This window comes from Curtobacterium citri, assembly GCF_030362955.1.
Lineage (GTDB): Bacteria > Actinomycetota > Actinomycetes > Actinomycetales > Microbacteriaceae > Curtobacterium > Curtobacterium citri.
Window position 1 is genome coordinate 1 of the sequence record NZ_JAUCML010000005.1, and the last position, 14,308, is coordinate 14,308.

The 14,308-nt window shown below is 72.2% G+C and carries 17 protein-coding genes; 8 read left to right on the plus strand and 9 right to left on the minus strand.

Annotated features, from left to right (window positions below; genetic code table 11):
- Window positions 1-117: 117 nt before the first annotated feature.
- Window positions 118-1,629: a glycerol kinase GlpK gene (glpK, locus tag QUG92_RS08840; RefSeq protein WP_182046669.1), complete on the minus strand. Its 1,512-nt coding sequence runs from the start codon at window positions 1,627-1,629 to the stop codon at window positions 118-120.
- 44 nt (window positions 1,630-1,673) lie between these two features.
- On the minus strand, window positions 1,674-2,399 hold the full coding sequence (locus QUG92_RS08845) for an MIP/aquaporin family protein (protein ID WP_182046670.1): 726 nt from the start codon (window positions 2,397-2,399) through the stop codon (window positions 1,674-1,676).
- A 312-nt stretch (window positions 2,400-2,711) separates the two neighbouring features.
- On the opposite strand from QUG92_RS08845, the gene dhaK reads away from it, so the two are divergent.
- From dhaK to dhaM, 3 genes are read left to right on the plus strand one after another with little or no spacing between them, the layout of a single operon-like run.
- Complete coding sequence (gene dhaK, locus QUG92_RS08850) at window positions 2,712-3,713, plus strand: dihydroxyacetone kinase subunit DhaK (RefSeq protein ID WP_289458771.1); 1,002 nt, start codon at window positions 2,712-2,714, stop codon at window positions 3,711-3,713.
- A 32-nt stretch (window positions 3,714-3,745) separates the two neighbouring features.
- On the plus strand, window positions 3,746-4,372 hold the full coding sequence (gene dhaL, locus QUG92_RS08855) for a dihydroxyacetone kinase subunit DhaL (RefSeq protein WP_069710885.1): 627 nt from the start codon (window positions 3,746-3,748) through the stop codon (window positions 4,370-4,372).
- Window positions 4,369-5,070, plus strand: coding sequence for a dihydroxyacetone kinase phosphoryl donor subunit DhaM (gene dhaM / locus QUG92_RS08860; protein ID WP_289458772.1), 702 nt, complete (start codon window positions 4,369-4,371; stop codon window positions 5,068-5,070). The genes dhaL and dhaM overlap by 4 nt, the downstream gene beginning before the upstream one ends.
- Window positions 5,071-5,082: 12 nt before the next feature.
- Here the strand turns inward: dhaM and QUG92_RS08865 are convergent, their stop codons facing one another.
- The gene (locus QUG92_RS08865; RefSeq protein ID WP_182046673.1) at window positions 5,083-5,916 is read right to left on the minus strand and encodes a helix-turn-helix domain-containing protein; all 834 of its coding nucleotides are present in this window, start codon (window positions 5,914-5,916) and stop codon (window positions 5,083-5,085) included.
- Between the two features lie 101 nt (window positions 5,917-6,017).
- On the opposite strand from QUG92_RS08865, the gene QUG92_RS08870 reads away from it, so the two are divergent.
- The 3 genes from QUG92_RS08870 (at window position 6,018) to QUG92_RS08880 (ending at window position 8,208) form a co-directional block, all read left to right on the plus strand.
- Complete coding sequence (locus QUG92_RS08870) at window positions 6,018-6,698, plus strand: SDR family NAD(P)-dependent oxidoreductase (RefSeq protein WP_182046674.1); 681 nt, start codon at window positions 6,018-6,020, stop codon at window positions 6,696-6,698.
- Window positions 6,699-6,771: 73 nt separating this feature from the next.
- Entirely contained in the window at window positions 6,772-7,803 is a 1,032-nt protein-coding gene (locus QUG92_RS08875) for an alcohol dehydrogenase catalytic domain-containing protein (protein WP_182046675.1), read from the plus strand.
- A 48-nt stretch (window positions 7,804-7,851) separates the two neighbouring features.
- A complete protein-coding gene (locus QUG92_RS08880; RefSeq protein ID WP_289458773.1) occupies window positions 7,852-8,208 on the plus strand; it encodes a cupin domain-containing protein in 357 nt (118 codons plus the stop codon).
- 180 nt (window positions 8,209-8,388) lie between these two features.
- Here QUG92_RS08880 and QUG92_RS08885 read toward each other — a convergent pair whose 3' ends face one another.
- From QUG92_RS08885 to QUG92_RS08900, 4 genes are all read right to left on the minus strand, one after another.
- A complete protein-coding gene (locus tag QUG92_RS08885) occupies window positions 8,389-8,553 on the minus strand; it encodes a hypothetical protein (protein ID WP_182046699.1) in 165 nt (54 codons plus the stop codon).
- Window positions 8,554-8,676: 123 nt separating this feature from the next.
- Window positions 8,677-8,988, minus strand: a complete 312-nt coding sequence (locus QUG92_RS08890) for a DUF4190 domain-containing protein (protein WP_182046700.1) — start codon at window positions 8,986-8,988, stop codon at window positions 8,677-8,679.
- Between the two features lie 119 nt (window positions 8,989-9,107).
- Window positions 9,108-9,563: an NUDIX hydrolase gene (locus tag QUG92_RS08895; RefSeq protein ID WP_289458774.1), complete on the minus strand. Its 456-nt coding sequence runs from the start codon at window positions 9,561-9,563 to the stop codon at window positions 9,108-9,110.
- A 10-nt stretch (window positions 9,564-9,573) separates the two neighbouring features.
- On the minus strand, window positions 9,574-10,335 hold the full coding sequence (locus QUG92_RS08900; protein WP_182046702.1) for an SDR family oxidoreductase: 762 nt from the start codon (window positions 10,333-10,335) through the stop codon (window positions 9,574-9,576).
- A 206-nt stretch (window positions 10,336-10,541) separates the two neighbouring features.
- Here QUG92_RS08900 and QUG92_RS08905 point away from each other — a divergent pair, with 206 nt between their 5' ends.
- Complete coding sequence (locus QUG92_RS08905; protein WP_259346149.1) at window positions 10,542-11,012, plus strand: NfeD family protein; 471 nt, start codon at window positions 10,542-10,544, stop codon at window positions 11,010-11,012.
- Window positions 11,009-12,166 carry an SPFH domain-containing protein gene (locus QUG92_RS08910; RefSeq protein ID WP_289458775.1) on the plus strand — a complete coding sequence of 386 codons (1,158 nt, stop codon included), beginning with the start codon at window positions 11,009-11,011 and terminating at the stop codon, window positions 12,164-12,166. The genes QUG92_RS08905 and QUG92_RS08910 overlap by 4 nt, the downstream gene beginning before the upstream one ends.
- Window positions 12,167-12,248: 82 nt before the next feature.
- Here QUG92_RS08910 and QUG92_RS08915 read toward each other — a convergent pair whose 3' ends face one another.
- Together QUG92_RS08915 and lnt are read right to left on the minus strand one after the other, a co-directional pair.
- Window positions 12,249-12,599, minus strand: a complete 351-nt coding sequence (locus QUG92_RS08915) for an RNA polymerase-binding protein RbpA (protein WP_069710875.1) — start codon at window positions 12,597-12,599, stop codon at window positions 12,249-12,251.
- A gap of 104 nt (window positions 12,600-12,703) precedes the next feature.
- Window positions 12,704-14,308, minus strand: a complete 1,605-nt coding sequence (gene lnt / locus QUG92_RS08920; protein WP_289458776.1) for an apolipoprotein N-acyltransferase — start codon at window positions 14,306-14,308, stop codon at window positions 12,704-12,706.

The following is a 14,308-nucleotide window of genomic DNA, read 5'->3' on the forward strand; positions in this document are numbered from 1 at the left end:
GCCGCCGGGGGCCCCCCCCCCCCCGCGGCCCCCCCCCCCCCCCCCGCCGGGGGGGGGGGGGGGGGGCGGGGGGGGGGCCCCCCCCCCGCGCCTCCAGGCGGTCACCTCAGCAGAGCGTCAGCGCACGTCCTCGTCGACCCAGTCGAAGGTCTTCGTGACGGCCTTCTTCCACAGGCGGAGCGTGCGGTCGCGCTCGGCGTCGTCGAGCTGCGGCTCCCAGCGCTTGTCCTCCTGCCAGTTGGCGCGGAGCTCGTCGAGGTTCGCCCAGAACCCGACGGCCAGACCGGCGGCGTAGGCGGCACCGAGGGCGGTGGTCTCCGCGACGACCGGGCGGACGACCGGCACGTTCAGGATGTCCGCCTGGAACTGCATGAGCGCGTCGTTGGCGGTCATGCCACCGTCGACCTTGAGCTCGGTCAGGTCGACGCCGGAGTCGGCGTTGACGGCGTCGAGGACCTCGCGGGTCTGCAGCGCCGTCGCCTCGAGGGCGGCACGGGCGATGTGGCCCTTGTTGACGTACCGGGTCAGACCCACGAGCGCGCCGCGGGCGTCCGGGCGCCAGTACGGCGCGAACAGGCCGGAGAACGCCGGCACGAAGTACACGCCGCCGTTGTCCTCGACGGTCTTGGCGAGGGCCTCGACCTCCGGTGCGCTGCCGATGATGCCGAGGTTGTCGCGGAGCCACTGGATGAGCGAGCCCGTGACGGCGATCGAGCCCTCGAGGGCGTAGTGCGTCTCCTGGTCGCCGAGCTTGTAGCCGACCGTGGTGAGCAGTCCGTTCTCCGACCGGACGATCTCCGTGCCCGTGTTGAAGATGAGGAAGTTGCCGGTGCCGTAGGTGTTCTTCGACTCGCCCTGGTCGAACGCCGCCTGCCCGAAGGTCGCGGCCTGCTGGTCGCCGAGGATGCCGGCGATCGGGACCTCGCGGAGCAGGCTCGAGGACTCGACGTGGCCGTAGACCTCGGAGGAGCTGACGATCTCCGGGAGCATCGACTTCGGCACCCCGAAGTCGGCCAGGATGTCGTCGCGCCACTGCAGCGTCTCGAGGTCCATGAACAGCGTGCGGGACGCGTTCGTGACGTCGGTCTTGTGGACGCCGCCGTCGGTGCCGCCGGTCAGGTTCCAGAGGACCCAGGTGTCGGTGGTGCCGAACAGCAGGTCGCCCGCCTCGGCCTTCTCGCGCGCACCCTCGACGTTCTCGAGGATCCAGGCGATCTTGGTGCCGGCGAAGTACGTCGCGAGGGGCAGGCCGACGACCGCCTTGTAGCGGTCGGTGTCACCGTCGGCGAGCTTGTCGACGATCGACTGCGTGCGGGTGTCCTGCCAGACGATGGCGTTGTAGACGGCCTTGCCGGTGTTCTTGTCCCAGACCACCGCGGTCTCGCGCTGGTTCGTGATGCCGACCGCCGCGACGTCGTGGCGGGTGATGTCGGCGCGGGACAGGGCCTGGCCGATGACCTCGCGGACGTTGTCCCAGATCTCGGCCGGGTCGTGCTCGACCCATCCCGCTCGCGGGAAGATCTGCTCGTGCTCCTTCTGTCCGACGGACACGATCGAGCCGGAGTGGTCGAAGACGATGGCGCGCGTCGAGGTCGTGCCCTGGTCGATGGCGACGATGTAGTCGGCCATGGGTTCTCCTTGGGGGTGTGTTCGGTGTGGTGGACGGGAGGTCGTCAGGAGACGACGGGGAGCAGGAAGGTCGACGCGCCGGCGGCGAGGGCGCCACCGATCAGCGGGCCGACGACGGGGACCCACGCGTACGCCCAGTCGCTCGAGCCCTTGCCCTTGATGGGCAGGAGGGCGTGCGCGATGCGCGGGCCGAGGTCACGGGCCGGGTTGATGGCGTAGCCGGTGGGGCCACCGAGCGAGACGCCGATCGCGATCACGAGGAAGGCGACGGGGACCGCGCCGAGCTCGGCCGGGGTCTTGCCGTTGGTGAAGGCGAGGACGACGAACACGAGGACGAAGGTGCCGATGATCTCGGTGACGACGTTCCAGCCGTAGCTGCGGATGGCCGGGCCGGTGGAGAAGACGCCGAGCTTGGCGGCTGCGTCGGGCTCCTCGTCGAAGTGCTGCTTGTAGGCGAGCCACACGATGACGGCACCGATGATCGCGCCGATGAGCTGGGCGATCCAGTAGAGGAACATCTCGCCGACGGTGATGTTGCCCAGGAGCGCCTGGGCGAGGGTCACGGCGGGGTTCAGCTGGCCGCCCGAGCTGTACGACACGGTGACGCCGGCGAAGACCGCGAAGCCCCAGCCGATCGTGACCATGAGGAAGCCGGCGCCGAAGCCCTTCGACTTCGTGAGGGACACGGCGGCGACGACACCGCCACCGAGGATGATGAGCAACGCCGTTCCGACGAGCTCTGACATGAAATTGACGCCGATGCCGTCCATCGGTGACCTCCAGTGCGAGTGGGTGGGGGTCCGGTGGTGCTGCGTCCGGCACTCCCCGTCGAGTGATTGGGGCCGAGCATAGTGACGCCGGTCACCGCTCCGCGATGCGGCGCCGAGGGAACCTCCGCGAAGTGCACGAACGTGCAGGAGCAGTGTGCGGCGCGCCATCCGAAGCGGCCCGCTGACCGCGATGGTCGTGCACGAACGTGCACGGCAGGCGAACGAGCGCCCGCTGTAGGGTGAACCCACTCCGGTCGACGACGGCGGTGGACGGCTCCTCCGACGGTAGGCCCCGCACCCGTGGAGGTCAGCGTGAAGAAGCTCATCAACGATCCGCACGACGTCGTCACCGAGACCGTCCGCGGCTTCGCCCGGGCGCACGAGGGCCACGTGGTCCTCGTCGAGGACCCGATCCACCTCCGGCGCGTCGACGCCCCGGTCGCGGGCAAGGTCGGCATCGTCAGCGGTGGCGGCAGCGGACACGAGCCGCTGCACGCGGGCTTCGTCGGCCACGGCATGCTCGACGCGGCCGTCCCCGGTCCGGTCTTCACGAGCCCGACCCCGGACCCGATCGTCGCAGCGACCAAGGCCGTCGACGGGGGAGCGGGCGTGCTCCAAATCGTCAAGAACTACACGGGCGACGTGCTCAACTTCGAGACCGCCGCCGAGCTCGCCGCGATGGACGACGTCCGTGTCGAGTCGGTCGTGGTCGACGACGACGTCGCCGTGCAGGACTCGCTGTACACCGCCGGGCGCCGCGGTGTCGCCGGGACCGTCGTGGTCGAGAAGTGCGCCGGCGCCGCTGCCGAGCGCGGCGACGACCTCGACGCCGTTGCGGCCGTCGCCCGGCACGTCAACGACGTCACGCGGTCGATGGGGCTCGCGCTCGGCTCCGGCACGGTGCCGCACGCGGGGGAGCCGTCCTTCACGCTCGCCGACGACGAGGTCGAACTCGGCATCGGGATCCATGGTGAGCCCGGTCGTGAGCGGATCGCGATGGCGCCCGCCGACGAGCTCGTCGACCGCGTGCTCGGACCGGTGCTCGCCGACCTCGACGCACCGGCCGGCTCGCAACTGCTGCTCCTGGTGAACGGCATGGGCGGGACCCCGCAGTCCGAGCTCTACATCGTCTACCGACGCGCCGCCGAGGTGCTCACCGACCGCGGGCACCACGTCGCGCGTAGCTTGGTCGGCGACTACGTCACGTCCCTGGAGATGCCGGGCTTCTCGATCACCGTCACGGTGCTCGACGAGGAGCTCACCGCCCTCTGGGACGCTCCGGTGGAGACCCCGGCACTGCGCTGGGGCCGTTGACCACCGACCACCGTCCAGGAAGGGAACACGAATTGGCGCTCGACACCGCATGGGCCATCGACTGGGTGCGTCGCACCGCGGCGACGATCGACGAGCACCGGGCAGAACTCGTCACGCTCGACCGCGAGATCGGTGACGGCGACCACGGCGAGAACCTGGACCGCGGCTTCCGCGCCGTCCTCGAGGCCGTCGACGCCGGCTCCTTCGAGACCCCGGGAGCGGTCCTCAAGGTCGTCGCGACGAAGCTCATCTCGACCGTCGGCGGCGCCGCCGGTCCGCTGTTCGGGACCGCCTACCTGAAGGCCGCGCAGGCGGCGGGGGAGGCTACCGAGCTCGACGCGGACGCCCTGGTCGCGGTGCTCACCGCCGCCCGCGACGGCGTCGTGTCGCGCGGCAAGGCCGAGGTCGGCGACAAGACGATGGTCGACGCGTGGTCCGCCGCCGTCGACGCCGCGAGCACGGCGGCAGCGGCCGGCGAGGGCCCGGAGCGGGTGCTCGAGGCCGCGGCCGACGCCGCCGTCACGGGCGCCGAGTCGACGGACCCGCTCGTCGCCCGCAAGGGGCGCGCGAGCTACCTCGGCGAGCGCGCCGTCGGGCACCGCGACCCGGGCGCGCAGTCGACCGCGTACATCCTGCGCGCAGCGGTGGACGCAGCGTGACCGTCGGCATCCTGGTCGTGTCGCACAGTGTGGCGATCGCGACCGGTACCGTCGAGCTCGCCCGCCAGATGGCGGCGGACGTCCCGCTCGTCGCCGCCGGGGGCACGGACGACGGCGGCATCGGGACGTCCTTCGAGGCGATCACCGACGGCATCGAGGAACTCGCCGCCGCGGACGCCGTCGTCGTGCTCTGCGACCTCGGGTCCGCCTACCTCACCACGGACACCGCGCTCGACTTCCTCGACGACGAGGCCCGCGCCCGCGTGCACGTCTCGCAGGCGCCGCTCGTCGAGGGGACGGTCGCCGCCGCGGTCGCCGCGCAGACCGGCGGCGACGCCGAGGCGGTCCTGGCGGCAGCGGCGTCCGCCGGCGGGTCGACGCTCGACGACGACGCCCGGCCGGGAGGCACGGCACCGGCAGACGAGGCAGCTCCCGTCGACGGGACGGTCGCCTCGGCGACCGTCGAGCTCGTCAACGAGAGCGGGCTGCACGCCCGCCCCGCGGCCGAGTTCGTGAAGGCAGCGGCGAAGCACGAGGCACGCGTCCGCGTGAACGGCGTCGACGCGAAGAGCCTGCTCGCGATCATGGCGCTGGCGCTGCCGCAGGGGGCGTCCGTGACGGTCGAGGCGGACGGTCCGGACGCGCAGGACGCCGTCGACACGCTGGTGGCACTGGTCCGCTCGGGGTTCGGCGAGTAGTCCTGCGCCCGCTCAGGCGGTCGGCAGCTCTTGCAGCCCGGTCACCCGGAGCAGGTCGAGGGCGGCTGCGTCCGGTGAACCGGGCGTCGCGGTGTAGACGACGATCCGGAGATCGCTGCCCGGCACCGTGAGGACGTCGCAGTCGATCTCCACCGGACCGACGCGGCTCGCGACGACCTTCCGGCTCGTCCGGTGCTCGGCGATCCGCCCGGTCTCCCACCGTCGCTCGAACTCCGGGGACTCGCGACGCAGGCGGGCGACCAGGGCGGCGAGGTCGCGGTCGGCCGGGTAGCGTCCGGACGCGGCGCGGAGGTCGGCGACCAGGTCGCTCGAGAAGTCCTCCTGGTGGGTGTCGTCCCACGAGACGCCGTCGTGGCCGTGCACGAAGTGCCGCCAGACGAGGTTGCCCTCGATGCCGGTCCAGCCCGAGGGGTCGCCGTTCAGGGCGGCCCACAGGTCGTTCCAGAGGACGATGTCGTGGGCGGCCGTGAACACCGCGATCGGCACGTCGCCGAGCCGGTCCACGATGCGCTGCACGCCCGGCGGCACGTGCCGGGGGACGAGCTGGCGGGACGGCGGGGCCGCGCCGGCCACCCGGAACAGGTGGTCGCGCTCCGCCACGGACAGGCGGAGTGCCGTCGCCAGCGCGCCGAGCATCTGCGGCGAGGGGTTCGTCGCCCGGCCCTGCTCGAGGCGCACGACGTAGTCGACGCTGACCCCGGCCAGCGCAGCGAGCTCCTCGCGCCGCAGTCCGGGTGTCCGACGTCCCGCGCCGGCCGGCAGCCCGACCTCCTCGGGTCGGACCCGGTCACGCCAGGACCGCAGGACGTCCGCGAACTCGCTCATGGTCCCATCCTCGCCGTTCGGGCGGGATCGGTCCTGGTACCGCTGGTCCCACCGTCGAACGGTGCCTGGGAACACGGTCGACCGGAGAGCAGGGTGGAGGCATGACGACGACACTCATCACCGGAGCCAACCGCTCCCTCGGCCTCGAGACTGCACGACGGCTCATCGACTCCGGGCACACCGTGTACGCCGGGATGCGGGACACCGCCGACGGCGACGACGTCCGGGCCCTCGGCGCGCACGTCGTGCAGCTCGACGTGACCGACCAGGCCAGCGTGGACGCGGCGATCGCGGCACTGCCGGAGCTCGACGTGCTGGTCAACAACGCCGGGGTGCTCGGCACCTCGTTCGGGGTCGACGACCTCGATGCCGGCGCCCTCGACGCCGTGCTCGCCACCAACGTCACGGGCGTGGTCCGGGTGACGCAGGCGGCGCTGCCGCTCCTGCGCGCCTCCGAGAACCCCGTGATCGTGAACGTGGCATCCGGCGTCGGGTTCGCCCGCTGGCTGACCACGCCGGGACGCGACGAGCACCCGGTCGCGGCCGTGCCGTACGCGGCGTCGAAGGCGGCGCTGATCGCGATGACGGTGCAGTACGCCAAGAACCTGCCCGGCTTCCGGGTGAACGCGAGCGACCCGGGCTACACCGCGACGGCCTTCAACGGCTTCGGCGGGCACCAGACCGTCACCGAGGGCACCGACGCGACGGTGGCCCTGGCGACGATCGGCGCGGACGGGCCGACGGGGGAGTTCCACGACCGCGACGGGCGCATCGAGTACTAGGCGGGCCGTCGAGCGCCGGGAGCGCGGTCGACCTGCCGCGCGCCCGGCGTCGCACGTCTGCCAGGATGGCGCCGTGCGCGCAGTCCAGTACGACCGGTTCGGTTCCACCCCCTCGATCGTCGAGCTCCCCGAGCCGAACGCCCCGGACGACGGCGTCGTCGTCCGGGTCGCGGCGACCGGCGTGTGCCGCAGCGACTGGCACGCCTGGCGGGGCCACGACGACTCCGTGCGGCTGCCCCACGTCCCGGGGCACGAGTTCGCCGGGGTCGTCACCGCCGTCGGGGCGTCCGTCACCCGTGTCGTCGTGGGGGACCGGGTCACCGCACCCTTCGTCTTCGCGTGCGGCACGTGCGACCAGTGCCGCGACGGCGCGACCCAGGTGTGCACACGCCAGCAGCAGCCCGGCTTCACCCTGCAGGGCTCGTACGCGGAGTCCGTGGTCGTCCCGCACGCCGACGTGAACCTCGTGCACCTGCCGGACGCGGTCGGGTTCGCCGAGGCCGCCGGACTCGGGTGCCGCTTCGGCACCGCGTACCACGCACTGCACGCCCGCGGTCGGGTGGCACCAGGGGAGTGGGTCGTCGTCTACGGCTGCGGCGGCGTGGGGCTGTCGACGATCATCGTCGCCGTCGCCGCGGGGGCCCGGGTCGTCGCCGTCGACGTCTCGACAGCGGCGCTCGACCGTGCCGCCGCGCTGGGGGCGGCCACCCTGGTGATGGACGACGAGGCGCCGGCCGCGGTGCACCGGCTGACCGACGGTGGTGCCCACGTGTCGGTCGACGCGTACGGGAGCCGGGCCACGTCCGTGGCGGCCGTGGCGTCGCTGCGTCCCCGGGGTCGGCACGTGCAGGTCGGCCTCCTGCTCGACGACGAGGCGACGCCGGCGATCCCGATGGGCCGCGTCATCGCCGACGAGCTCGAACTGCTCGGCAGCCACGGGATCGCCGTGGGGGAGTACGCCGCGATGCTCGACGACGTCGTGGCCGGTCGGCTGCGGCCCGCGGAGTCGATCGGGTCGACGATCGGGTTCGACGACCTGCCGGGTGCACTCGAGGCGATGGACCGGCCCGCGAGCGGATCCGGCATGACCGTCGCGGTGTTCTGAGGGCTCGGACTCCCGGACACCGGGGTCGGCATCTGGAATACTACGTGCATGACGGAGACTCCGGAGATCCGCGTCGACGAACCGGCCGCCGAGCCGGCGTGCACGGTGCCGCACCCGGACGGCCCCATCGAGGCGACGGTGCGCTCGCTCGTGGCGCGGATCCCGCCCGGGGGATCGACCGGGTGGCACCGGCACGACGCCTGGCAGACGGGCATCGTCGCGCGCGGACGCCTGCGGCACCGGACCGCTGAAGCGGTCCGCCACTACGGACCGGGCGACGTCCTGGTCGAGCCGCCGTTCGTCGACCACGAGGCGTCGAACGTGTCGGACGAGGAGCTCGTGCTGGTGTTCGTCGCCGTGCACCCGGAGGGGCGACCGCTCGCGACGCCGCGAGCCGCGCCGTGACCCGTCAGGAGCGGGTCGCCGAAGGCTGAGTTGACATAATATGCATTATCGGCGCTCGGGCATCACTGCTGGACAGACGGGACGAACCACGAAGACGACGTCGAACCAGCACGGTGGGCTGGTTCGACGTCGTCTCCGTGGTTCGGTGCGACCGAGCGGTTCGGTGCGACGGCCGTCCCGTCAGTGTTCAGGCGTCTCGTCGCCGGTCGGCACGTCGTCGGCGTCGATCTCGAGGGCGGCCTGCTCGCGGCCGTCCTCCTCGACGTTCGCGCGGTCGGTGTCCGGCTGCTCGGGCGCTTCGGCCTGGGTGGTCTCTTCTGCGGGGTCCGGCTGGCTGTAGCTCATGGCGCGGACGCTACTCGCCGTCGGTCCGGGCGGTCTCGGAGACCGGCCACCGGGTGCGCGACCCGGCCACGGACACACGGGAGGCGCGTGGCGACCCCGCCACGCGCCTCCCGTCCGGTGTCGCTACTGGTTCTGCATCAGCTGCGAGAAGACCACGGCTGCGAGGATGAAACCGATGACCGCGAGGACGATGGCGACGATCGACAGGATGATGCCGCCCAAGACCATGCCACGCGCCTGACCGCGGCGACGAGCCAGGAAGCCGAGGACGAGTCCGACGATGCCGCCGATGAGACCGACGATCGGGATGAACAGCGCAGCCACGGTACCGACGATGCCGAGCACCAGCGAGCCGATGGCCAGCCCGTTGCCGCCGTTCGTCGCGGGAGCGGCGCCGGGGGTGTTCGGTGCCGGCGGGTAACCGTTGGTGGACATGGGAGCTCCTCGTGTCAGGGGCCGCTGGCACGGGTTGCGTGCGGCCGTCTGAGCACAAGGTATGCGCTTCCCGCGAGTCCTGTTCAGGTTCGCTGGGCGCGCCGCCGGTCGTCGAGCGGTCAGGCGCGGCTGTGCCGACGCACGAGCCCGGGGAGCTCCGCCGGCTCGAAGGGCTGATCGGTGGCTTCGAGCTCGTCGGCCGTCCACCAGCGGGACGCCAGGATGTCGACCCGCTCGTCCTCGGTCCACCCGGCGTCGGAGAGCGTGAAGCCGGGGGTGCGGACGACGTAGAACTCGCTGTGGCCGCGGTCGTGGTCGGCGAGGTCCCACGCGACGGTGAAGTCCCACGACCAGACCGACTCCCCCGGGTCGTCGATCACGATGCCGGTCTCCTCGCGCAGCTCCCGCACCGCGGCGTCGCGGTGCGACTCCCCCGGGTCGACCCCGCCGCCGGGGGTGATCCAGCGGTGCGAGCCGTCGGACGACGGCGACCGTGTGTCCATGAGGAACACACGGTCGTCGGGGTCGAGCAGGATGATCCGGGAGGAGCGGCGGAGGCCTGGCTGCGCGGTCACCCGGTCGACGTTACTGCGTGAAGCCGCTGACGTCGCCGACGAGCTTCGTGTGGTCGGCCGGGATCGGCTCGACGGCGGCGAGGGCGATCTCGGCGGCGAACTCGGACACGCTGTAGAGCTTGCCGACCTCCTGTCGACGCCCCTCGATCGCACCCGGGTTCAGGCGGTTCAGGAGCGTCGCCGTGATCGTGCCCTCGATCATGTCGCCGGAGACGACGACGAACTCGATGCCGGCGGCCTCGAGCTGCGGCACCAGCTCGCGCAGGGCCAGCTCCCCCGCACGCTTGCTCCTGGCCACCGGGACGTACTCGTCCATCGTCTCGGCGGTCTCGACGAAGTGGGCCTGGTGGCTCGTCACGAAGACGACGCGCGATCCGACGGGCATGTGCGGGACGGCGGTCTGCAGCATGTCGACCTGCGCGTCGCGGTTGAGCCGCAGGGCGTAGTCCTCGCCGACGCCGGACTCCATGCCGCCCGAGGCGTTCAGCACGAGCAGGTCGATGCCACCCCACTCGGCGACGACCGCGTCGACCATGGCCTGCACGGAGTCGTGGTCGGTCAGGTCGGCACCGATCGCCAGGGCGGCACCGCCGTCGGCGACGACCTTCTCGGCGATCTGCTCGGCGCGACGGGCCTTGTTCCGGTAGTTGACGACGACCTTCGCGCCGGCCTCGGCCAGGTAGCCGACCGTGTCGGCGCCGATGCCGCGTGACGATCCGGTGACGAGGGCGCGCTTGTCGGTGAGGGATCCGGGGGCGAGGGGGTTCGTCACAGTGTTCTCCTGGTCGGGGTCCGGCCGGTCGGCCGCGGACGAGCCTACCAACCGGTCGACACCGGGCCGTGTCGGGCGCGCACCGCTCCCCCGCCGTGCCGGTGCATCCCCGCCCGGCGTCGGCGGGGGACGGTAGGTTGGGGGCAGGAAGACCGGCCGTCGCGACGCTGCACGCCGGAGCGCGCGATGCGAGGGAGGGAGATCGCGTGAACACCGACTGGATCCAGACCGTCGTCTGGGTCGGACTGACGCTGCTGCTCGGGGTGGTCGAGGTCTTCACCCTCGACTTCATCTTCATCATGCTCGCGGCCGGTGCGGCCGGCGGCCTGATCGCGGCCCTGCTCGGAGCGCCCTGGTGGCTCTCGACGATCGTCGCCGCCGGGGTCGCCCTGCTGCTGCTCTCGGTGGTCCGACCGCGGGTCCTCGCCGCACTCGGCCGGAGCGCCGACCCGCACCGCACCAACGTCGACGGGCTCATCGGCCTGCCGGGCACCGTGGCGGTGGCGTTCACCCCGTCCTCCCCCGGCCAGGTCCGTCTCGCGAACGGTGAGACCTGGAGCGCCCGGCTCACCGCCGACTCCCCCGTCCGCACACCGCCGCTCGGGACCCCCGTGGTCGTCGAGTCGATCGAGGGGTCGACCGCGGTCGTCCGCCTCGGAGAAAGGGCCACCTCGTGACCATCTCAGCCGGGACGATCGCTCTGATCGTCCTCGTCCTCGTCGTCGTGATCTTCGTGATCGTCGTCCTGTCGCGCGCGATCCGCATCGTGCCGCAGGCGACGGCCGGCATCGTCGAACGACTCGGCAAGTACCACAAGACCCTCAACCCGGGGTTGAACCTGCTGGTACCGTTCATCGACCGCCTCCGCCCGCTCCTCGACATGCGCGAGCAGGTCGTCTCGTTCCCGCCGCAGCCGGTGATCACCGAGGACAACCTGGTGGTGTCGATCGACACCGTCGTGTACTTCCAGGTCACGGATGCCCGCGCCGCGACGTACGAGATCGCGAACTACCTCGGTGCGGTCGAGCAGCTCACGACGACCACGCTCCGCAACGTCGTCGGTGGCCTGAACCTCGAGGAGGCGCTGACCAGCCGCGACAACATCAACGGGCAGCTCCGTGTCGTCCTCGACGAGGCGACCGGCAAGTGGGGCATCCGCGTCGGCCGCGTCGAGCTCAAGGCCATCGAGCCGCCCGTGTCGATCCAGGACGCCATGGAGCAGCAGCTCCGGGCCGAGCGCAGCCGTCGTGCCGCGATCCTGCAGGCCGAGGGCACGAAGCAGTCCCAGATCCTCGAGGCCGAGGGACAGCGGCAGGCGGCGATCCTCGCGGCCGAGGGTGACGCGAAGGCCCAGGTGCTCCGCGCCGAGGGCGAGGCGCAGGCGATCGCCACCGTCTTCGACGCCATCCACACCGGCGACCCGGACGACAAGCTGCTCTCGTACCAGTACCTGCAGACCCTGCCGAAGATCGCCGAGGGCAGCGCGAACAAGCTCTGGATGATCCCGAGCGAGTTCACCGAGGCGCTGACCGGCATCGCGCGGGGCTTCACCGGCGGACGCTCCGGCAGCGGCCCGGTCGCCGGCGCTGACGGCGGGACGGACTTCCTGTCGCGGATCTCGAAGCTCGCGAACGAGAGCCTCGCGAACACCACGACCGTGGACGGTGCCGCGGCGACGAACCCGCGGCCGGAGGCGACAGCCGCGGACATCGTGCCGGACGCCGCGCTCGACGAGCGGCTCGCCGAGTCGAACCGGAGTGTGGACGAGCACCTCGCCGCAGCCGACGAGGCATCGCAGACGGCGCTCGGCGACGAGGACCGTCGCGGGTAGTCCCCCCCCCCCCGAGATCGCAGGAACACGACGACGCCCGCCCCGGATCCGGGGCGGGCGTCGTCGTTCGTGTGCGTGTGTCCTAGGCGCCGCGTCGTGCGCGGAGGAACTGGAGCCGTTCCTGCAGCAGTTCCTCGAGTTCCTCCCGCGACCGCCGCTCGAGCAGCATGTCCCAGTGGGTCCTCGGCGCCTTGACGTCCTCGGCAGCGACCTCGACGGGGATCCCGTCGTCGCCCAGCAGCCGTCCTTCGCGCCCGGTCCGGGGCTCGGACCAGGTCTGCGGCACGTCCGCCTCGGCCGAGAAGACGATGTCGAACGTCTCCCCCGAGTCGGTCTGGTACACCGCGCGCTTGCGGTCGGAGAGCTCGACGCCCTCCTCGCTCTGGAGACTCTGGCTCCCGAGCCGCATCCCGCGGAGACTCCGATCAGCCATGTGTGTGCTCCTCTCGCTCGTCTGCCCTCCTCAACACCCTCCCACGCGCCGGGAATCCCGGTTGGGCGCATTCACAGAGCGTTCCCAGTGGGAGGTGGCGCCGTTCAGGAAGTGCGGCGCGCCGAGCGGCGTGACCGGCGGGTCCACGGTGCGCAGGCCAGCAGCACCAGGAGCGAGCCGAGCGAGACGAGGAGGGTCACGGACCCGGAGACGACCGTGGCCGGGGTGGTCCCGGTGCCGAGCGGCACGTCCGTGATCATCGACGTCGCCGTGTACTCCGGGATGCGGTCGATGGTTCGCCCCGTCGGGTCGATCACCTGTGACGCGCCGACCGTGGAGATGTTGACGAGCGCCCGACCGGTCTCGACGGCCCGCAGCCTCGCGATCTCGAGCTGCTGCAGGTTCTCATCGGTGCCCGAGAAGTCGGCGTTGTTCGTCTGCGCGAGGATGACCTGCGCTCCTCCGCGCGCCATGTCCGCGGTGAGCCCGTCGTCGACGATGTCGAAGCAGACCGCGATCCCGGCGCGGATGCCCGCGACGTCGAGCACGTTCGGCTTCGTCCCCGGCGTGTAGTCGCGCTGCAGCAGCCCGATGAGCGACGGTGCGAGCTTCGAGAAGAACCACCGGTCGGGCACGTACTCGCCGAACGGCACGGGGCGCTTCTTGTCGTAGGACGACTGCCACCCGTCGCGGGTCCAGACGAACGACGTGTTGTGCAGGACGCCGGACGGGGTCTGCGTGATCGCACCGGCGACGAGCGGCGCGCCGATCGTGTCGACGACCGAGTCGAGCGCGCCGGCGACCGCCGGGAACCGTCGGGGGTCGGCCTCGGCGGCGGCCTCGGGCCACACCACGAGGTCCACGCCCTCCGCCCCGACGTCGGTCGCTGCGACCTGCGCGCTGAGCACCTCGCCCGGCTGCGCGCGGTCGAAGTACCCGGCCGGACCGTTGCCCTGCACCGCCTCGACGCGGATGCTGCCGTCGATGCGGGTCGGCCACGCGGGCACCGCGAGGACCACGGCGACGAGCAGGCCGGCGGTCGCGACGCGGACCGGCGCCCGGAGCACCGTGCCGGGCGCGTGCGGGACGACGATCGCCAGCGAGACCACGACGGCGACGCAGTAGACCACGAGGAAGCTCACGCCGAGCACGCCGACGTACGCGGCGAGGTGTGTGAACGGGCCCTGCGACTGGGACAGACCGACGCGTCCCCAGGCGAACCCCTCGTACGGCCAGCTCCCGGAGAACCACTCGCGTCCGGTCCAGAGTCCGGCAACGACGGCCGGGAGGCCCCACACCCGCCAGGCGGTCGCGGGCAGCACGCGGGCGACCCAGCGGTACGCGAGGGCGATCGCCACGCTGCCGAGGGCGAAGTACGCGGCCTCGACGAGTGCGAGCGCGAGCCACGGGACCGGCCCGAGGTACCGGCCCGCCCACGAGATCGCCGGCAGCCAGAAGGCCGCACCGGCGACGTAGCCGAGCCAGGCGGCCCGTCGGGCGCGCTGGCCCATCGACGCGAGGAGCATGCACGCCGTGGCCGGGTAGGCGAGGAACCACCAGCCCGGAGACGGGAAGGCGAGCGCGAACAGCAGTCCGCCGACGACGGCGAGCGGGAAGGCGGTCCGCAGTGGCAGTGCCGCGAACTCGGCGGCCCGCACCGGGTCCGGCCGACCGACCTGCGGGCGCACCGCCGCCTCGAGGACCGCCAC

Bases quoted from the DNA above. Each gene is read 5' to 3' on its own strand.
- QUG92_RS08890 (WP_182046700.1), bottom strand. From the start codon at position 8,988: ATGTCCACCAACGGTTACCCGCCGGCACCGAACACCCCCGGCGCCGCT.
- QUG92_RS08915 (WP_069710875.1), bottom strand. From the start codon at position 12,599: ATGGCTGATCGGAGTCTCCGCGGGATGCGGCTCGGGAGCCAGAGTCTC.
- QUG92_RS08865 (WP_182046673.1), bottom strand. From the start codon at position 5,916: ATGAGCGAGTTCGCGGACGTCCTGCGGTCCTGGCGTGACCGGGTCCGA.
- QUG92_RS08880 (WP_289458773.1), top strand. From the start codon at position 7,852: ATGACGGAGACTCCGGAGATCCGCGTCGACGAACCGGCCGCCGAGCCG.
- QUG92_RS08870 (WP_182046674.1), top strand. From the start codon at position 6,018: ATGACGACGACACTCATCACCGGAGCCAACCGCTCCCTCGGCCTCGAG.
- QUG92_RS08885 (WP_182046699.1), bottom strand. From the start codon at position 8,553: ATGAGCTACAGCCAGCCGGACCCCGCAGAAGAGACCACCCAGGCCGAA.
- QUG92_RS08845 (WP_182046670.1), bottom strand. From the start codon at position 2,399: ATGGACGGCATCGGCGTCAATTTCATGTCAGAGCTCGTCGGAACGGCG.
- glpK (WP_182046669.1), bottom strand. From the start codon at position 1,629: ATGGCCGACTACATCGTCGCCATCGACCAGGGCACGACCTCGACGCGC.